We start from the raw sequence: 17,861 nt of genomic DNA, 5'->3' as shown, positions 1-17,861 counted from the left end.
GCGTCATCTCATCGGGTGGACGCGGCTCCGGACCGCGGACCGGGACCCGATACGCTCGGCTCGTGGCCGAGATCCAGATTCCCGCTGACATCAAGCCCGCCGACGGACGCTTCGGCGCGGGCCCCTCCAAGGTGCGGACCGAGGCGCTGGACGCCCTCGCCGCCACCGGTACCTCCCTGCTCGGAACCTCCCACCGTCAGGCCCCGGTCAAGAACCTGGTCGGATCGGTGCGCCAGGGCCTCCGGGACCTCTTCTCCCTCCCCGAGGGCTACGAGGTGATCCTGGGCAACGGCGGCTCCACCGCCTTCTGGGACATCGCGACCGCCGGTCTCATCGAGCGGAAGTCGCAGCACCTCACCTTCGGTGAGTTCTCCTCCAAGTTCGCCAGCGCCGCGAAGTCCGCGCCGTGGCTGGACGCCCCGTCGGTGATCTCCTCCGACCCGGGCACCCACCCGGACCCGGTGGCCGAGGCGGGCGTGGATGTGTACGCGTACACCCACAACGAGACCTCGACGGGTGTCGCGGCGCCGATCAAGCGCGTCGCGGGCGCCGACGAGGGCTCCCTCGTGCTGGTGGACGCGACCTCGGGCGCCGGCGGTCTGCCGGTGGACATCACCGAGACCGACGTCTACTACTTCGCCCCGCAGAAGTCCTTCGCCTCCGACGGCGGCCTGTGGCTGGCGGCGTTCTCGCCGGCGGCCCTGGAGCGCGCGGCCCGCGTGCACGCCTCCGGCCGGCACATCCCGGAGTTCTTCTCGCTGCCGACCGCGATCGACAACTCGCTGAAGAACCAGACGTACAACACCCCGGCGCTCTCCACCCTCTTCCTGCTGGACCAGCAGCTGGAGTGGATGAACAGCCAGGGCGGTCTGGAGTTCACGACCGGCCGTACGTCGGCCAGCGCGGCCCACCTGTACGGCTGGGCCGAGGCGTCGAAGTACGCCAGCCCGTTCGTCGCGGACTCCGCCAAGCGCTCGGCCGTCATCGGCACGATCGACTTCGCGGACGACATCGACGCGGCGGCGGTCGCCAAGGTGCTGCGCGCCAACGGCATCGTGGACACCGAGCCCTACCGCAAGCTCGGCCGCAACCAGCTCCGTGTCGCGATGTTCCCGTCGATCGACCCGGCGGACGTGCAGGCGCTCACCGCGTGCGTGGACTTCGTGATCGAAGCCCTCTGACCCACACGCTCCGCAGCCCCCGGTGACATCCCGTCACCGGGGGCTTCGCGCTGTCCGGGCCGCCGCCGGAAGGTACGGAAAGGTACTGAACAGACCCTGAGGCGGTCCTGAACGGGCCCTGAAGGACGCAGTGCCGCGCACGGCCCGGAATCCCGGGACCTTGGTCCCAAAAATCGGGGCAAAGAGCCCGTAAACGGAAGATCCCCACCACCACCTCCGCCTGCGGCTTTATGCCGCGGGACCTTCGGCAGGGGGCCCTCCCGGCCCCTCGGAGGGGCGCAACCAACCGCCCCAGGATGTCCCTCATGTCTGGTGTGCCGGGAACGAACCCCGGCCCGTTCAGGAGGAACCCCATGCGCAAGGCACTTACCTTCTCGGCGATCGCCCTCGCCTCGTCTATGGCCCTGGCCGTCCCGACCGCCGCGTTCGCGGCCGACGCCACCCCGGCCGCGCACGGCAGCGCGAGCGCCGACGCCAAGACCGCCCCGGTGGCCCTGAAGCTCTCGTCCTCCTCCGGCAAGCCGGGCGACTCCGTCCGGATGTCGATGGAGGTTCCCGACGGCTCGACGAACCTGTCGATCTCCTCCGAGGCCCTGAACAACGTCAAGATGACCGACGGGCGCGGCGCCACCGCCACGATCGCCAAGGTCGCCGACGGCACCTACGGCATCTCCCTCACCGGCACCGGCCCCAAGGGCGAGAAGCTCCAGGCCACCGCCCAGATCACGGTCAAGGACGGCAAGACCGCCCCGGTGGCCCTGAAGGTCTCGTCCTCCTCCGGCAAGCCGGGCGACTCCGTCCGGATGTCGATGGAGGTTCCCGACGGCTCGACGAACCTGTCGATCTCCTCCGAGGCCCTGAACAACGTCAAGATGACCGACGGGCGCGGCGCCACCGCCACGATCGCCAAGGTCGCCGACGGCACCTACGGCATCTCCCTCACCGGCACCGGCCCCAAGGGCGAGAAGCTCCAGGCCACCGCCCAGATCACGGTCAAGGACGGCAAGCCCGCCCCGACGCCGGGCGCTTCGACGCTGAGCCTGTCCCAGGACCACGGCAAGCCGGGCGAGAAGATCCAGGTCACCATCAAGACCTCGCCGAACGAGAAGAGCGCCTTCATCAAGTCCGACGCCTTCGGCGGCCAGGTCAACCTGAAGAACGACGGCAAGGGCGTCTGGACCGGCACCGCGGTCGTCGCCAAGAACGTCAAGTCCGGCTACTACGGCGTCGACGCCTTCGCGGGCGGCAAGAAGTTCGACACCGTCAAGTTCTCCACCGACGCCACCGGCCCGGTCAACCCGAAGCCGGCCCCGCTCGACCCGAGCCACCACAAGACCCCCAAGGGTTCCGTGAACACCGGCCAGGCCCCGCTCGGCTGGGTCCCCTCGGACGCGGCAGACAATGGCTGAGCAGTCCACCACTGAACACGCCCCCCGCCGGAGCGGCCGCGCCCTGCGCGTGGCCGCCTTGGCGGGCGCCGCCGGCCTCACGGCCTTCCTGATCACTTCCTGCGCCTCCGGCGGTGACGGCACGGCCAAGAACAACCCGGCCGACGCCAAGACCGCCTCGGTGCTGAACGCCTCCGTCCCGGACCGCATCGTGATCCCGGACATCAAGGTCGACGCCCCGCTGGACACCGTCGGGCTCGACGCCCAGGGCGTCATGCAGGAGCCCGACTTCGCCAAGCCCAAGGACGCGGCCTGGTACAAGCAGGGCCCGACCCCCGGGGAGAAGGGCGCGGCCGCGATCGTCGGGCACATGGACACCCCCCAGGCGCCCGAGGCCGTCTTCTACAACCTCAAGAAGCTGAAGAAGGACGAGAAGATCGAGGTCCACCGCGACGACGGCACCACCGCCGTCTTCGCCGTGGACGAGGTCGACACCTTCAAGAAGGACCGTTTCCCCACCGACAAGGTCTACGGGGACACCCACGGCAAGGCCGAACTCCGCGTCATCACCTGCGGCGGCAACCTCACCAAGGACCGCCACTGGGACGCCAACGTCGTGGTGTTCGCCCACCTCGTCGGCAAGGAATAGCCCCGGCCCGGCCCCGGCCCCTGCCCGGCCCCTACCGGGGTCTACTTGGCGACGGCGAAGCGCATCAGGGCCTGCTCGTCGCCCGGCTTGATCTTCCCGGTCTGGTTGATGACCTGGAGCTTCCAGCCGGCCCCGTCCCGGATCGCCTTCGCCACGGCGCAGCCGTTGTCCGTGCCGAGCAGGCTCGGCCAGATGTCGGCGACCTGCTGGCTGCTGCCGCCCGTGGCGTCGTACACCTTGAAGCTGATGTTGCGGGCGCTCTGGAAGGAACTGCCCTTCTTGTACGCGGCGGCGACGAAGACGATGGACGTGACGTTGCCCGGTATCCGGGCGAACTCCACGGTCACCGTCTCGTCGTCGCCGTCGCCGTGGCCGGTCTGGTTGTCGCCGCTGTGCAGCAGCGAGCCGTTGCCCATGGGGTCCAGGGAGTCGAGACCCGCGAGGCGGACCGGGTCCGCACCCTGCATCGCGATGGCGATGAGGTCCAGGTCGGTGCCGACCTTCCGCTTGAGCTTGCCCAGCAGGCCGCCGCTGCTGCCCACGGTGGGGTCCCACGAGACTCCGATGGACAGGTGGGTTACGCCGCCCAGGTCCGCGGGGCCGTCTTCCTTGGTGAGCGTGATCATGCGCAATCCTCACAAATAGCTGTGCGATACCGACTCATGCAGTCTGCCTGACACCGGTTCGTTTGCGGAGCCGCTCGGCGTACGCGATACCTTCAGGGCCTCGGCATCCGGTGTTCCGCGGATGCCGTACGGCGCGGTACGCGGTACGGCGCCGTACACCGCAGTACAGCTTGGAGGCAGCAGCGTGAGCGTGCGAGTGACGGCGGCCCAGGACGGCGTGGACCCCTTCGGCACGGCCCGGCTGCGACGCGGGGTGCTCGACGCCTGGGGCGCGGGCCCGGCCCGCTTCCGCGAGGACGCCAACGCCGAGGAGGACCTGGCGCTCGGCGGCTACCGCGACCGGCTCGTCGTCGAGCTCGCGCAGAACGCCGCCGACGCCGCCGCCCGCGCCGGGGTTCCCGGCCGGCTGCGGCTCACCCTGCACGCGGGCACCGACCAGCCCGACGGGCACGCGCTGCTCGCCGTCTCCAACACCGGCTCCCCGCTGGACGCCACCGGCGTGGAATCGCTGTCCACCCTGCGTGCCTCCGCCAAGCGCGACGACTCCTCCGGCAGCGTCGGCCGCTTCGGCGTCGGCTTCGCCGCCGTCCTGGCCGTCTCCGACGAGCCCGCCGTCCTCGGCCGGCACGGCGGCGTGCGCTGGTCCCTGGCCGAGGCCCGGGAACTGGCCCGGGGGGCCGCCGTCGGCAGCTCCGGACTCGGCGAGGAACTGCGCCGCCGCGACGGCCACGTCCCGCTGCTGCGGCTCCCGTTGCCGGCCGAGGGCACCGCGCCCGAGGGCTACGACACCGTGGTGGTCCTCCCGCTGCGCGACGCCGCCGCCGAGGAACTGGCCGGGCGGCTGCTGGCCGCCGTGGACGACGCCCTGCTGCTGACCCTGCCCGGACTCGCCGAGGTCGTCATCGACACACCGGCCGGGGGCGTGCGGACGCTGACCCGCCGCGCCGAGGGCCCGTACACCGTCATCGCCGACTCCGCCTCGGACAGCAAACGCTGGCGCACCGTGCGTCACTCCGGCCCCATCGAGAAGGCACTGCTCGCCGACCGGCCCGTCGAGGAACGGCTGCGGCCCGTCTGGGCGGTGTCCTGGTCCGTGCCCGTCGACGCCGAAGGCGCCCCCGTCCGCCCCGCGACGGCCCCCGTGGTGCACGCGCCGACCCCGACCGACGAACCGCTCGGCATCCCCGCGCTGCTCATCGCGACCCTGCCGCTGGACACCACCCGCCGGCACCCCGCGCCGGGGCCGCTGACCGAGTTCCTCGTGGAGCGCGCGGCCGACGCGTACGCCGAACTGCTGGGCTCCTGGGACCCGGTGAGCACCGCACTCGTGGACCTCGTACCCGGGCCGCTCGGCAAGGGCGAGCTCGACGGGTCCCTGCGCGGGGCCATCCTGACGCGCCTGCCCCGTACGGCCTTCCTCGCGCCCGCCGCACCGCCCGAGCAGCCTGCGGGCGGCGAGTCGGCCGAGGGCGAGTCGGCGGAGAGCGAGCCCGCGGCGGGCGAGCCGCGGGAGCGGGCCGCCCTGCGCCCCTTCGAGGCCGAGGTGGTGGAGGGCGCGGGCGCCGATACCGTACGGGTCCTCGCGGAGGTGCTGCCGACCCTGCTCCCGGCCGGGCTGGAGCGCCGCCCCGAACTGCGCACCCTGGGCGTGGGCCGGCTGCCGCTGGGCGAGGCCATCGAGCGGATCGCGGGCATCGAGCGGACCCCCGCGTGGTGGTACCGGCTCTACGACAGCCTCGCCGGGGTCGACCCCGACCGGCTCTCCGGTCTCCCCGTGCCGCTGGCCGACGGCCGCACCGCCATCGGGCCCCGGCACCTGCTGCTGCCCGGCGCGGACGCCCCGCGGTCGGGCAGCCCCGAGAGCCTGGCCCGGCTCGGGCTCAAGGTGGCCCACCCCGACGCGGTGCACCCGCTGCTGGAGAAGCTCGGCGCGCTCCCGGCGAGCCCGCGCGCCGTCCTGACGACCCCGCAGGTGCGGGCGGCCGTCGCGGCCTCCCTGGACTCCGGGGAGATCTGGGACGAGGACGCCCTCGACCCCGAGGAACTCGCCGACATCGTCCTCGGCCTGGTCCGCGACGCCGAGCTCTCCCCCGGCGACGAGCCCTGGCTCGGAGCGCTCGCCCTGCCCGACGAGGACGGCGAGCCGACCCCGGCCGGCGAACTCCTGCTGCCCGGCTCCGCGCTGGCCTCCGTGGTCCGCGAGGACGAGATCCCGTACGTGGACGCCGAGCTGGTGGAGCGCTGGGACGAGCGGACCCTCACCGCCGTGGGCGTCCTCGCCGCCTTCCAGCTGGTCCGCGCCACCGACGTGGTCCTGGACCCCGACGAACTGGAGCCCCGCGACGGGGACTTCGCCGAGCCCGACGACGCGGGTCTGCTCGACGCCGTCGACGTGTGGTGCGAGGACCTCCTCGACCAGCTCCCCGACACCCCCGTGCCGCCGGTCGCCACCGAGCTGGTCGCCGTACGGGACCTCGACCTGGTCGACGACGACTGCTGGCCCCGGGCCCTGGCCATGCTGGCGCAGCCGCCCTTCCGGGACGCCCTGACCCAGCCCGTGCGGGTCCTGCTCCCGGACGGCACCACCCGGTCCGTGCGCTCGTACACCGCCTGGTGGCTGCGCGACCACCCGGTCCTGGACGGCCGCCGCCCGGCCGGCCTGCGCTCGGCGGGCGGCGACCCGCTGCTGGCGGGGCTCTACACCCCGGCGGACGCCACCGGCTTCGAGGACGAGCAGGTCCTGCGGGCCCTGGGCGTACGCACCACCGTGACGGCCCTGCTGGAGGAGCCGGGCGGCGCCGCGGAGCTGCTCGGCCGCCTCGCCGACCCGGACCGGGAGGTCGGCGGACGCCAACTGCACGGCCTGTACGGGGCGCTGGCGGACCTGGACCCCGAGCAGGTCACCCTGCCCGACGAGCTGCGCGCGGTCGTGGACGGCGAGGTGATCGTGGTCGACGCGGCCGAGGCGCTGATCGCGGACGCCCCGGACCTGCTCCCCCTGACGGCCGGCCTCCCGCTCCTCCCCGTGGCCCCGTCCCGGGCCGCCGACCTGGCGGAGCTGTTCCAGGTCCGGCGCCTGTCGGAGACGGTCCCGGCGGAGGTCACCACCGAGGGCGAGGAGCACGAGGTCCCCGAATCGGTGCACCAGCTCCTGGGCCCGGCCACCCCGAAGAGCTACGTGGAGCACGAGGAACTCCTGGCGGGCGGCACCGAGCTCGACTGGCGCCGCACCCCGGACGGCACCCTGCACGCCTCCACACTGGAGGGCGTCGCGGCGGCCCTGGCCTGGGCGGCGGGCCAGTGGCCGCGCCGCTTCGAAGTGGCGGCCCTGCTGGAGGACCCGTCGCGAACGGCGGAACTGGCCCGGGACCGCTGGTTCGACTAGGCCGCCTTCTCCCCCTTCCCGAGGCGCCCGTACAACCATTCGGCCGCCTCGGGGATCATGCGGGCATGTCCTCTTCCCATGTCCTGATCGGTCGCGGTGCCGGGCGCGGCACGACGGCCACCCTCGAAGCCGGCCATCTGCGGATCCAGCAGGGGCCGCGGTACACCCTCATCCCCCTCGCGGCCGTACAAGAGGCCCGCGCGGGGGGCGAGTCGGTCGTCGAGGTCGTCCTGACCGACGGCGCCGCCCACCGGGTGCACGGCGGCAACCCGACCGCCGCCGCGGCCTTCGCCGCCGCCCTCACCCGGGCCCTTCCGCGGGACCGGGACCCGGCCGGCAGCGCGCTGGTCACCACCGGGTCCATACCCGGCGGGGAGCCGGTCCTGAGCATGCGGAGGTCCCTGGTCCGGCCGCTCGCCGTCGTGCTCGCCTACGCCGGCTACACGATCTGGGCCGGTGCCACCCACGGAGCGTCCGTCGCGATCGCCGTCGCCCTCAACGGGATCCCGATCCTCCTCGGCCTGACCGCCCTCGCCGTCGTGGGCCACCACACGTCCGCGCGGGTGGCCCTGGCCCGGCGGGGCATCACGGTGCAGGCCGTCCGCGCCATCGACCCGCTGGGGCGCCCTGGCCCCTGGTACGAGTTCACCGCGATGGACGGTGTGACGTACAGGCACCACACCCGCAAGCACAAGACGCCGACCCTCCACGTGGTCCACGACCCCCTGCGCCCCTACCGCACGGCCGTCCCGGGCCCCCTCCTCCCGGTGGTGCTGAAGTACACCGCCGCCTGCCTCTGCGCGGGCGCGGTGCTGGCCCTCGGCGCGGTCCTGACCTACGAGATCTTCTGGTGACGCTCACCCCACCGGTGTGAGCAGCGCGTCCGCGATGGCCGTCCGGGCGTACAGCACCGAGCGGCCGGCGCGGTGGCCGGTGACCAGGCCGGCGTCGCGCAGCGCCGTCAGGTGCTGGGAGACCGCGGCGGCGGACAGGCCGCTGTGCCGGGCCAGTTGGGTGGTGGAGGCCGGGGTGTCGAGCTCGGCGAGCAGCAGGGTCCGGGAGCGGCCCAGTACGGCGGCCACGGCGTCGGTGGCCTTGCTGGCGCGGGGCTCCCAGAGGGTGCCGATCCCCCGGGCCGGGTAGGCCAGTTGGAGCGGCTCGGGGGCCACCGAGCGGGTCAGGACCCGGGGCCAGGCGAAGGCGGAGGGCACCAGCAGCAGGCCGGGGCCGGTCTGGGCGCGGGTCAGCGCGCAGGCCCGGCGGACCATGCGCAGGGTGCCGGCGTCCCAGCTGACGGTGGAGTGGAGCTCGTTGAGGACGTGCGCCGAGCCGTGTTCGGCGACCTGGCGGGCCCGGTGGAACACGTCGGCTTCCAGGAGCTGGCGGATCCGGGGCCAGTAGGGCGCGAGGGCGAGTTCCCAGTAGGTCTGGATCTCGTCGGTGACCTTCTCCAGTACGGCTTCGGGGTCCTCGTGGAGCAGTCTCAGGCGGGTCGCCGGGCGGTGCTTGCCCGCGATCGTGTCCAGGTCGGCGCGCACGTTCTCCGGGCTGCTCGCGCGGATGGCCGCCAGCTCGGCGGTGAGTTCCGGGAAGGGGCCGGCCGGGGTCGGGTTGAGGAAGTCCGCGAGGTAGCCGCCGCCCGGGATCAGGGCGGCGAGCCAGCCCCGGTCCAGGCCCGCGCTCACCAGCCGGGGCCGGACCTGGGCGGCCCAGCGGCGGTGCAGCGGCGGATCGCTCTCCGCGTTCAGCAGCCGGAAGCTGGTGACGACCTCCCACATCGGGGACACCGCGAAGCGGGTCTGCGCCAAGTCGGCCGCCGAGAAGTTGAGTTCGTATTCCATGGCCTGCGTACCCCCGCCGCTCCGCCCGTTGGATTCGGCCCCACCTTAATCAATGGGAACCGCGGCCGTCCCCCCGCAGGCTCCTGTCATGCCCTCCTCCTTCCGCGGTCTCCCGCCCCTCGTCTGGACCCTGTTCGCCGGTACGGTCGTCAACCGGCTCGGCTACCTCGTCACCCCGTTCCTGGTCTTCCTCCTCGCCGACCGGGGGATCACCGGCTCCGACATCTCCTTCGTGCTCGGCGCGCTGGGCGCCGGCCACCTGCTCGGCCCGGCCCTCGGCGGACTGCTCGCCGACCGGATCGGCCGCCGCCCGACCATGCTGATCGGGCTCATCGGCTCCGCCGTCGCCCAGGGCGCCCTGTTCCTGGCCCCCGGGCTGTGGACGATGGCCGCCTCCGCGCTGCTCCTCAGCACCGCCGGAGCCACCGTCGGGCCCGCCGCGTACGCACTGCTGGCCGACTCGGTGGACACCGGCTGGCGTCAGCGGGCGTACGCACTGTTCGGCTGGGGCGTGAACATCGGGACGGCCGTCGCCGGCGTCCTCGGCGGGTTCCTCGCCGCGCACGGGTACTGGCTGCTCTTCGCCGTCGACGCCGGTTCCGCCCTCGTCTACGCGACCGTGGTCGCGACCCGGCTGCGCGAGCCGGCCCGCACCGCCCCCGCCGAGGCCTCGGGGCTGGGCTACGGGGTCGTCCTGCGCGACCGGCTGATGCTCCTGCTGCTCCCGCTGCTCGGCATCCAGCTGTTCGTGTACTCGCTGACCGAGGTGGCGCTGCCGCTGGCCGTCCGCGACAGCGGCCTCTCGCCGGCGGTGTACGGGGCCCTCGCGGCGGTTAACGCCGTGCTGGTGGTGGCCTTGCAGCCGTTCGCGACGGCCCGTCTGGCGGGACTGCCGCAGCTGCCGGTGCAGGCGGCGGGCGGCGCCCTGATCGCCGCCGGGGTGGCGCTGACCGGGATCGCGGACTCCGTCACCGGGTACGTGGTCTCGGTGGTCGTCTGGTCGCTCGGCGAGGTGGCGGTGGCCGGCATCGCGGCCTCGGTGGTGGCCGACCTGGCTCCGGCCGATGCCCGGGGCCGCTACCAGGGCGCCTTCAGCTGGACCTGGGGCGTGGCCCGCTTCTCCGCCCTCACCCTGGGCGTCGCCCTGTACACCGGAGTGGGCCCGGCGGCCCTGTGGTGGGGATCCCTCGCAGCGGGCCTGCTCGCCGCGGCGGCGATCCTGGGCCTGCGCACGCGCATCGCGGCCCGGCGGGAGCAGGACCTCGACCTGGCGGCATGAGGGTCAAAGGGGCTCGACCCACACCGGGTGATCACCGAGCAGCCGCCGCAAGCCGTAGTGAACCGCGGGGGTGGCCCCTACGCCGGGAACCTGCGGTCCACCCACCGGAAGGTGAACTCGATCAGGACGGACGCGACGGCCGCGATGCCGACGGCGGTCCACGGCATCACCGCGCCCTCCAGCTTGAGCTGGAAGAACTCCTGCAGCCAGGGCACGACGAGCACGATCAGGAACGCCAGCCCCATCGCGCCGACCAGGCCGACCCGCCACCACGTGTACGGGCGGGCGATGATCGCCAGCACCCACATCGAGGTCAGGAACAGCGCGAGCGTCGCGGCGCTGGTCTCGGCCTTGAGGGCGTCGGGGCCGGAGTAGTGGTGGCGGGCGATCACGTACGTGACGAAGCAGGCAACGGCGGCGATGACCCCGCCCGGGATCGCGTACCGCATCACGCGTTTCACGAAGTGCGGCTTGGCCCGCTCCTTGTTGGGCGCGAGGGCCAGGAAGAAGGCGGGGATGCCGATGGTCAGCGTGGACAGCAGCGTCAGGTGGCGCGGCAGGAACGGGTACTCCACCTGGGAGCAGACCACCAGGACGGCCAGCAGCACCGAGTAGACCGTCTTCGTGAGGAAGAGGGTGGCGACCCGGGTGATGTTGCCGATGACCCGGCGGCCCTCGGCGACCACCGAGGGCAGGGTGGAGAAGCTGTTGTTGAGGAGCACGATCTGCGCGACGGCCCGGGTGGCCTCGGAGCCGGAGCCCATCGAGACGCCGATGTCGGCGTCCTTGAGCGCGAGCACGTCGTTGACCCCGTCGCCGGTCATCGCGACCGTGTGGCCCCGGGACTGGAGGGCGGCGACCATGTCGCGCTTCTGCTGCGGGGTGACCCGCCCGAAGACGGCGTTCTTGTCGAGGACCTCGGCCATCTCCGCCTGGTCGGAGGGCAGGGTGCGCGCGTCGACGGTGTTCTCGGCGGCGGGCAGGCCCAGCTTGCCGGCGACCGCGCCGACCGAGACGGCGTTGTCCCCGGAGATGACCTTGGCCTTGACGTCCTGGTCGTCGAAGTAGCGCAGGGTGTCGGCGGCGTCGGGGCGCAGCCGCTGCTCCAGGACGACCAGGGCGGTGGGCCTGACCCCGGTGGCCACGGCGGGGTCGTCGAGTTCGCGGGCGGCCCGGCCCAGCAGGAGGACCCGCAGGCCCTGCTCGTTGAGCTCGTTGATCTCCTCCAGGGCCGGGTCCCCGGCCGGGAGCAGCACGTCGGGGGCGCCGAGCAGCCAGGTGTTGTTCTCGCCGTCGCCCTCGCTGAAGCTGGCGCCGCTGTACTTGCGGGCGGAGGAGAAGGGCAGCGATTCGGTGCAGCGCCACTCGGCGCTGTCGGGGTAGGCGTCGATGATCGCCTGGAGGCTGGCGTTGGGGCGCGGGTCGCTCTCGCCGAGCGCGCCGAGCACCTTCTTGACGTACGAGGCGTCCGCGCCGCCGAGCGGGCGGCACTCGGTGACGTCCATGCCGCCCTCGGTGAGGGTGCCCGTCTTGTCGAGGCAGACCACGTCGACGCGGGCGAGCCCCTCGATGGCGGGCAGCTCCTGCACCAGGCACTGTTTGCGGCCGAGCCGGATGACGCCGATGGCGAAGGCGACGGAGGTGAGGAGGACCAGGCCCTCGGGGATCATCGGGACGATGCCGCCGACGGTGCGGGCGATGGCGTCCTTGAGGTTGTTGTCCTTGACGATCAGCTGGCTGATGATCAGGCCGATGGAGGTCGGGACCATCATCCAGGTGACGTACTTGAGGATGGTGGAGATGCCGGAGCGCAGCTCGGAGTGGACGAGCGTGAACCGGGAGGCCTCTTCGGCGAGCTGGGCGGCGTAGGCCTCGCGGCCGACCTTGGTGGCGGTGAAGGCGCCTCCGCCGGCGACGACGAACGAGCCGGACATGACCGGGTCGCCGGGCTTCTTCAGGACCGGGTCGGCCTCGCCGGTGAGGAGGGATTCGTCGATCTCCAGGCCGTCGGCCTCGCCGACGAGCCCGTCGACGACGACCTTGTCGCCGGGGCCCAGCTCGATGACGTCGTCGAGGACGATCTCGGAGGTGGAGATCTCGGCGGTGCGGCCGTCGCGGCGGACGCTGGGTTTGGCCTCGCCGATGACGGCGAGGCCGTCGAGGGTCTTCTTGGCGCGCATCTCCTGGATGATGCCGATGCCGGTGTTCGCGATGATCACGAAGCCGAAGAGGCTGTCCTGGATCGGCGCGACGAAGAACATGATCACCCAGAGGACGCCGATGATGGCGTTGAAGCGGGTGAAGACGTTGGCGCGGACGATCTCGGACGTGGAGCGGCTGCTGCGGACGGGGACGTCGTTGACGGCTCCGCGGGCGACGCGCTCGGCGACTTCGGCGGTGCTGAGGCCGGCCGGCTTGAACCGGGGTGCGGGTGGCCGGACCGGGTGGACGGGATCGAGCTCGGATCCCGCGTCGATGGCGGTCCCGGCGGCCGCCGCGCCGCCGCCACCGGTCGGCTCCGGTCCCTCTGATTCGATCTGCGCCCGCTCCGTCATGGTTCCGACGTTAAGGGGCGATTCCCCCACCCACCCGCCGAAAAGTACGAAGATCCGACTTACGGATGAGCCGGATCCTCCTCGGGTACCCCCTCCGGACCGGCGAGCCCGGCGGCTGCGAAGCAGCCGATCAGGGGCGCGGGGAACTGCGCGCCCGGCCACAGCGGACCCGCACGACCGCGGGGACCGGCTCGGGCAGGGGCGCCGGCCCGAGCAGTGCAGGCAATGCCGGGCGCTAGCCCGCCCGGGGCGCCGGGCCCGACGGGTCGGCTTCGCTCCGGGCGGCCAGCTCGAGCGCGTGCCGCTTCAGGGCGGCGTCGCGGCCGCGGACGTACCAGAGGCCGATCAGGCCGAGGACCCCGCCGGTCGCGCAGGTCCAGACCCACCACAGCATGCCCCGGTCGGCGAACCACCCGTAGAAGGGGAGCTGAAAGAGGAAAAGGGCGAACCAGATGATCGTGCCGCCGGTCACGGTGCCGACGATCGGGCCCTCCAGGGGCTCGGGGGCCTCGTGCGTCGCAGTCCATTTCGCCATGGGGACCAGTCTAGGCCGGTCGGCGCAGGGTCTACGCGCGGAGATAGACGGCCCTTCGTTCATGTGTTCATACTGAAACGGTTTGGGCTTGGCCCGTTTTCGTCGTATGAAACCACCACTGAGGACCAGGACCCCCATGAGCACGACGGCCCCCGTGGACCGCTACTTCAAGATCTCCGAGCGCGGCTCGACCATCGGCCGCGAGGTCCGCGGCGGCTTCGCCACCTTCTTCGCGATGGCCTACATCATCGTGCTGAACCCGATCATCCTGGGCAGCGCGAAGGACATGTACGGCCACCAGCTCGACGGCGGCCAGCTGGTCACCGCCACCGTGCTGACCGCGGCCTTCACCACCCTCCTGATGGGCGTGATCGGCAACGTCCCGATCGCGCTCGCGGCCGGCCTCGGCGTCAACACCGTCGTCGCGCTCCAGCTCGCCCCGCGCATGAGCTGGCCCGACGCCATGGGCATGGTGGTCCTGGCCGGCTTCGTGGTGATGCTGCTGGTCGCCACCGGCCTGCGCGAGCGGGTCATGAACGCCGTCCCGCTCGGCCTGCGCAAGGGCATCGCGATCGGCATCGGCCTGTTCATCCTGCTGATCGGCCTGGTCGACTCCGGCTTCGTCACGCGCATGCCGGACCTCGCGCACACCACGGTCCCGATCCAGCTCGGCAGCAACGGCCACCTGCACGGCTGGCCCGTCCTGATCTTCGTGGTCGGCGTGCTGCTGACGCTGACGCTGATCATCCGCAAGACCCCCGGCGCGATCCTGATCTCCATCGTGGCCATGACCGTCGCCGGCCTGGTGGTCCAGCTGATCACCAAGCTCCCGGACGCCGCCTGGGGCCTGACGGTCCCGGAGTGGCCGGGCAACCCGGTGGCCGCGCCCGACTTCGGCCTGATCGGTCAGGTCAGCCTGTTCGGCGGCTTCGGCAAGGTCGGGATGCTGACGGGCATCCTGTTCGTCTTCACCGTGCTGCTGTCCTGCTTCTTCGACGCGATGGGCACCATCCTCGGCGTCGGCGACGAGGCGAAGCTGACGAAGCCGGACGGTTCCTTCCCCGGCATCAACCGGGTGCTGTTCGTCGACGGCATGGCCGTCGCCGCGGGCGGCGCCTCCTCCTCCTCGGCCACCACCTGCTTCGTGGAGTCCACGGCGGGTGTCGGCGAGGGCGCCAGGACCGGCCTCGCGAACATCGTGACCGGCGGCCTGTTCGCCGTATCGCTGTTCCTCACGCCGCTCGCCACGATGGTCCCCTCGCAGGCGGCCACGCCCGCTCTCGTCGCGGTCGGCTTCCTGATCATGGCCGGCTCGGTCAGGGACATCGACTGGAACGACTTCACCATCGCCGTCCCGGCCTTCCTGGCCATGGTGATGATGCCGTTCACGTACTCGATCACCAACGGCATCGGCATCGGCTTCGTGGCCTTCTCCGTGCTGCGGCTGGCGACCGGCCGGGGCCGCGAGGTCCCGGTGGCGATGTACGTCGTGTCCGCGGTCTTCGTCTTCTACTACGCGATGCCGGCCCTCGGCCTCACGTAAGGCCGTAGAACTTCTCCGTCTCGTCGACGGCCGCCTTGAAGCGTTCGTCGAAATCGTCACGAATGAGCGTCCGGACCACATAGTCCTGGACGCTCATTCCTCGTTTGGCGGCATGAGTCCGGAGCCTGTCGAGGAGCTCCCCGTCTATGCGCATGCTCAGCACATGTGTCCCCATGCCGAAAGAGTCGGGGCACAGGGCAGGGACGCGTGTCACTTTCCGGAGCCGACTCACCCTTACGAGTGACACCAGTCACGTGGTGTTCCTTAGGTAGAGTAATGAGTTACTCTAAATACATGCATGACCTTTCCCATGGTGACGACGCAGCCGCCGTGAACGACCTCCGCTCCGCCGTCATGCGGCTGGGCCGGCGCCTCAAGCACCAGCGCGTCGACGAATCGCTGAGCCCGACCGAGATGTCGGTGCTCGGCACCCTCGCCCGCTGCGGCCAGGCCACCCCCGGTGAGCTGGCGCGGCGCGAGCACGTGCAGCCGCCGTCCATGACGCGCATCGTCGCGTTGCTGGAAGCCAAGGGACTGGTCACGCTGGAACCGCACCCCGACGACCGCCGCCAGAAGGTGGTCCGCCAGACGGAGGAGGCCGAAGCGATGCTCGAAGAGAGCCGCCGCAAGCGCAACGCCTTCCTCGCCGGGCTCGCGGCCGGGCTGACCGAGGACGAATGGGCGAAGCTGCGCGAAGCGGCGCCCGTCCTGGACAAGCTCGCGCACCTATAGGAACGACGCCAGGAGGCGAACCTTTTGAGTACGGGACCCGGAGCAGACTCCGCCCCCGGCCACACATCCACCACTACGCGCGGCGCCGCCGGGACCGCGCCGTCGGGCAAGAACTCCATGTTCAGCTCGCTGAAGATCCGCAACTACCGGCTCTTCGCCACCGGCCAGGTCGTCTCGAACACCGGCACCTGGATGCAGCGCATCGCCCAGGACTGGCTGGTCCTCTCCCTGACCGGCTCCGCCTCCGCGGTCGGCATCACCATCGCCTTGCAGTTCCTGCCGATGATGCTGTTCGGCCTCTACGGCGGCGTACTCGCCGACCGGCTCCCCAAGCGGCCCCTGCTGCTGTTCACCCAGGCGGCGATGGGCCTCACCGGCCTCGCCCTCGGTGTCCTCACCCTCGCCGGTCACGTCAACGTCTGGCACGTCTACCTCGCCGCCTTCCTGCTCGGCCTGGTCACCGTCGTGGACAACCCGGCCCGCCAGACCTTCGTCTCCGAGATGGTCGGCAAGGACCAGGTGGCCAACGCGGTCAGCCTGAATTCGGCCAACTTCCAGTCCGCGCGCCTGGTCGGCCCCGCCATCGCGGGTGTCCTCATCACCGCCGTCGGCTCCGGCTGGGCCTTCCTGCTCAACGGCCTGTCCTTCGCGGCTCCCATCGCGGCCCTGATGCTCATGCGGACCCGCGAACTGCACCAGGTCGAGGTCCAGCCCCGCGCCAAGGGACAGCTCCGGGAAGGCCTGCGCTACGTCGCCGGGCGGCCCGAGCTGATCTGGCCGATCGTGCTCGTCGGCTTCATCGGCACCTTCGGCTTCAACTTCCCGATCTGGCTGTCGGCCTTCGTCAGCAAGGTCTTCCACGGCGACGCGGGCACGTACGGACTGTTCAACACGCTGATCGCGGCGGGCTCCCTCGCGGGCGCGCTGCTGGCGGCCCGGCGGGGTCTGTCCCGCCTGCGGCTGCTGGTCGCGGCGGCGGTGCTCTTCTCCGTCCTGCTCCTGGTGACGGCCTTCGCACCGAGCTTCTGGCTCTTCGCGGCGCTGCTCGTCCCGATCGGGGTCTTCGGCCTGACGGTGAACGTCACCGCCAACTCCAGCGTGCAGATGGCCACCGACCCCGAGATGCGGGGCCGGGTGATGGCCCTGTTCATGATGGTCTTCACCGGCGGCACCCCGATCGGGGCCCCGCTGGTCGGCTGGGTCACGGACACCTACGGCGCGCGGATCGGCATGGCCGCGGGCGGAGCGGTGTCGCTGGCCGCGGCGCTGGTCATCGCCGTCGTCCTCTCCCGGGTCGGCAACCTCCGCCTCAGCGTGAGCCGGCACGGCGTGAACTTCGTCCCCTCGGACCGCCGCCGCCAGCTGGCCACGGCGGCGTAGTGCCGCGCGGGGGCCGGCCCCCGGCCCCCGCGCCGCACGGCTGCCCACCTGGCTAGGCTCGGCACCATGAGACTGTTCGCAGCCGTCATCCCGCCCGAGGCGGCCCTCTCGGAACTGGCCGGGGCCGTGCGCGGCCTGCGCGACGAGCACCTGCGCGACGACCACCTGCGCTGGACCGCGGAAGCGGGCTGGCACATCACGCTCGCCTTCATGGGCGAGGTCCACGACGAGGTCCTCCCCGAGCTGCACGCCCGCCTGGCCCGCGCCGCCGCCCGCAGCGCGCCCTTCCCGCTGCGGATCCACGGCTCCGGCCACTTCGGCCACCGCTCCCTGTGGGCGGGCGCCGCCGGGGACCTCGACTCCCTGCGGATGCTCGCCGAGCGCGCCGACGCCGCCGCCCGGCGCTCCGGGGTGCCCATGGAGCAGCACCACCGCTACACCCCCCACCTCACCCTCGGCCGGCTCCGCGACGAGCGGCACGACGTCCGCCCGTACTCCGCGGCCCTGGCCTCCTTCGAGGGCACCGGCTGGCAGGTCCGCGAGCTCAGCCTGGTCCGCAGCGACCTGCCCGGCTCCGGGGTCCCCGGGGAGCGGCCCCGCTACGAGGTCGTCGGCTCCTGGGAACTGGGAGAGCCCGCCCCTCCGTACGAAGGGCGGGCCCGGTCGCGTTAGGCTCGACGGGTGGATCCCAAGACCAGAAACCGCGTCATGGCCGGTGTGCTCGTTCTGATGTTCGTCGTGGTGGCGGTGGCCGCCGCGGTGGGCCA

General features: G+C 72.2%; 15 protein-coding genes. 10 read left to right on the top strand and 5 right to left on the bottom strand.

Translation table 11 applies throughout. The annotated features are described in order from the left end of the window. Nucleotides 1-62 precede the first annotated feature (62 nt). The 3 genes from serC (at nucleotide 63) to ACWCP2_RS15705 (ending at nucleotide 3,218) form a co-directional block, all read left to right on the top strand. Nucleotides 63-1,181, top strand: a complete 1,119-nt coding sequence (gene serC, locus ACWCP2_RS15715) for a phosphoserine transaminase (protein ID WP_450909124.1) — start codon at nucleotides 63-65, stop codon at nucleotides 1,179-1,181. Between the two features lie 353 nt (nucleotides 1,182-1,534). Further along, a complete protein-coding gene (locus ACWCP2_RS15710; protein ID WP_450909123.1) occupies nucleotides 1,535-2,590 on the top strand; it encodes a hypothetical protein in 1,056 nt (351 codons plus the stop codon). Next, nucleotides 2,583-3,218 (top strand): class F sortase, encoded by a 636-nt coding sequence (locus tag ACWCP2_RS15705; RefSeq protein WP_450909122.1) that lies wholly within the window; start codon nucleotides 2,583-2,585, stop codon nucleotides 3,216-3,218. The genes ACWCP2_RS15710 and ACWCP2_RS15705 overlap by 8 nt, the downstream gene beginning before the upstream one ends. A gap of 41 nt (nucleotides 3,219-3,259) precedes the next feature. Here the strand turns inward: ACWCP2_RS15705 and ACWCP2_RS15700 are convergent, their stop codons facing one another. Beyond that, a complete protein-coding gene (locus tag ACWCP2_RS15700) occupies nucleotides 3,260-3,844 on the bottom strand; it encodes a TerD family protein (RefSeq protein ID WP_450909121.1) in 585 nt (194 codons plus the stop codon). 121 nt (nucleotides 3,845-3,965) lie between these two features. Here ACWCP2_RS15700 and ACWCP2_RS15695 point away from each other — a divergent pair, with 121 nt between their 5' ends. Then, the gene (locus ACWCP2_RS15695; RefSeq protein WP_450909120.1) at nucleotides 3,966-7,229 is read left to right on the top strand and encodes a sacsin N-terminal ATP-binding-like domain-containing protein; all 3,264 of its coding nucleotides are present in this window, start codon (nucleotides 3,966-3,968) and stop codon (nucleotides 7,227-7,229) included. A gap of 65 nt (nucleotides 7,230-7,294) precedes the next feature. Further along, a complete protein-coding gene (locus tag ACWCP2_RS15690) occupies nucleotides 7,295-8,083 on the top strand; it encodes a hypothetical protein (protein WP_450909119.1) in 789 nt (262 codons plus the stop codon). A gap of 3 nt (nucleotides 8,084-8,086) precedes the next feature. On the opposite strand, the gene ACWCP2_RS15685 is transcribed toward ACWCP2_RS15690, so the two are convergent. After that, nucleotides 8,087-9,070: a DUF5937 family protein gene (locus tag ACWCP2_RS15685; protein ID WP_450909118.1), complete on the bottom strand. Its 984-nt coding sequence runs from the start codon at nucleotides 9,068-9,070 to the stop codon at nucleotides 8,087-8,089. An 88-nt stretch (nucleotides 9,071-9,158) separates the two neighbouring features. Between ACWCP2_RS15685 and ACWCP2_RS15680 the strand changes: the two genes are divergently transcribed. Next, nucleotides 9,159-10,349 carry an MFS transporter gene (locus tag ACWCP2_RS15680; protein WP_450909117.1) on the top strand — a complete coding sequence of 397 codons (1,191 nt, stop codon included), beginning with the start codon at nucleotides 9,159-9,161 and terminating at the stop codon, nucleotides 10,347-10,349. A 77-nt stretch (nucleotides 10,350-10,426) separates the two neighbouring features. On the opposite strand, the gene ACWCP2_RS15675 is transcribed toward ACWCP2_RS15680, so the two are convergent. Continuing rightward, the gene (locus ACWCP2_RS15675; RefSeq protein WP_450909116.1) at nucleotides 10,427-12,904 is read right to left on the bottom strand and encodes a cation-translocating P-type ATPase; all 2,478 of its coding nucleotides are present in this window, start codon (nucleotides 12,902-12,904) and stop codon (nucleotides 10,427-10,429) included. 235 nt (nucleotides 12,905-13,139) lie between these two features. After that, entirely contained in the window at nucleotides 13,140-13,439 is a 300-nt protein-coding gene (locus ACWCP2_RS15670; protein WP_450909115.1) for a DUF2530 domain-containing protein, read from the bottom strand. A gap of 136 nt (nucleotides 13,440-13,575) precedes the next feature. On the opposite strand from ACWCP2_RS15670, the gene ACWCP2_RS15665 reads away from it, so the two are divergent. After that, entirely contained in the window at nucleotides 13,576-14,982 is a 1,407-nt protein-coding gene (locus tag ACWCP2_RS15665) for an NCS2 family permease (RefSeq protein ID WP_450909114.1), read from the top strand. Here ACWCP2_RS15665 and ACWCP2_RS15660 read toward each other — a convergent pair. After that, complete coding sequence (locus ACWCP2_RS15660) at nucleotides 14,975-15,157, bottom strand: hypothetical protein (protein ID WP_030156886.1); 183 nt, start codon at nucleotides 15,155-15,157, stop codon at nucleotides 14,975-14,977. The two genes, ACWCP2_RS15665 and ACWCP2_RS15660, sit on opposite strands and share 8 nt — an antisense overlap. 119 nt (nucleotides 15,158-15,276) lie before the next feature. Here ACWCP2_RS15660 and ACWCP2_RS15655 point away from each other — a divergent pair, with 119 nt between their 5' ends. The 3 genes from ACWCP2_RS15655 to thpR all read left to right on the top strand — a co-directional run bounded on the left by ACWCP2_RS15655 (nucleotide 15,277) and on the right by thpR (nucleotide 17,766). Continuing rightward, nucleotides 15,277-15,714 (top strand): MarR family winged helix-turn-helix transcriptional regulator, encoded by a 438-nt coding sequence (locus ACWCP2_RS15655; protein ID WP_328299437.1) that lies wholly within the window; start codon nucleotides 15,277-15,279, stop codon nucleotides 15,712-15,714. A 24-nt stretch (nucleotides 15,715-15,738) separates the two neighbouring features. After that, complete coding sequence (locus ACWCP2_RS15650) at nucleotides 15,739-17,094, top strand: MFS transporter (RefSeq protein WP_450909113.1); 1,356 nt, start codon at nucleotides 15,739-15,741, stop codon at nucleotides 17,092-17,094. Between the two features lie 66 nt (nucleotides 17,095-17,160). After that, the gene (thpR, locus tag ACWCP2_RS15645; protein WP_450909112.1) at nucleotides 17,161-17,766 is read left to right on the top strand and encodes an RNA 2',3'-cyclic phosphodiesterase; all 606 of its coding nucleotides are present in this window, start codon (nucleotides 17,161-17,163) and stop codon (nucleotides 17,764-17,766) included. Nucleotides 17,767-17,861 lie beyond the last annotated feature (95 nt).

The organism is Streptomyces sp. NPDC002104, from assembly GCF_053593795.1.
Note: the sequence above shows the minus strand (reverse complement) of the source record. Positions and strands in the feature narration are given on the sequence as shown.

Bases quoted from the DNA above. Each gene is read 5' to 3' on its own strand.
- ACWCP2_RS15710 (WP_450909123.1), top strand. From the start codon at position 1,535: ATGCGCAAGGCACTTACCTTCTCGGCGATCGCCCTCGCCTCGTCTATG.
- ACWCP2_RS15705 (WP_450909122.1), top strand. From the start codon at position 2,583: ATGGCTGAGCAGTCCACCACTGAACACGCCCCCCGCCGGAGCGGCCGC.
- ACWCP2_RS15700 (WP_450909121.1), bottom strand. From the start codon at position 3,844: ATGATCACGCTCACCAAGGAAGACGGCCCCGCGGACCTGGGCGGCGTA.
- ACWCP2_RS15695 (WP_450909120.1), top strand. From the start codon at position 3,966: ATGCCGTACGGCGCGGTACGCGGTACGGCGCCGTACACCGCAGTACAG.
- ACWCP2_RS15690 (WP_450909119.1), top strand. From the start codon at position 7,295: ATGTCCTCTTCCCATGTCCTGATCGGTCGCGGTGCCGGGCGCGGCACG.
- ACWCP2_RS15685 (WP_450909118.1), bottom strand. From the start codon at position 9,070: ATGGAATACGAACTCAACTTCTCGGCGGCCGACTTGGCGCAGACCCGC.
- ACWCP2_RS15680 (WP_450909117.1), top strand. From the start codon at position 9,159: ATGCCCTCCTCCTTCCGCGGTCTCCCGCCCCTCGTCTGGACCCTGTTC.
- ACWCP2_RS15675 (WP_450909116.1), bottom strand. From the start codon at position 12,904: ATGACGGAGCGGGCGCAGATCGAATCAGAGGGACCGGAGCCGACCGGT.
- ACWCP2_RS15670 (WP_450909115.1), bottom strand. From the start codon at position 13,439: ATGGCGAAATGGACTGCGACGCACGAGGCCCCCGAGCCCCTGGAGGGC.
- ACWCP2_RS15665 (WP_450909114.1), top strand. From the start codon at position 13,576: ATGAGCACGACGGCCCCCGTGGACCGCTACTTCAAGATCTCCGAGCGC.
- ACWCP2_RS15660 (WP_030156886.1), bottom strand. From the start codon at position 15,157: ATGGGGACACATGTGCTGAGCATGCGCATAGACGGGGAGCTCCTCGAC.
- ACWCP2_RS15655 (WP_328299437.1), top strand. From the start codon at position 15,277: ATGCATGACCTTTCCCATGGTGACGACGCAGCCGCCGTGAACGACCTC.
- thpR (WP_450909112.1), top strand. From the start codon at position 17,161: ATGAGACTGTTCGCAGCCGTCATCCCGCCCGAGGCGGCCCTCTCGGAA.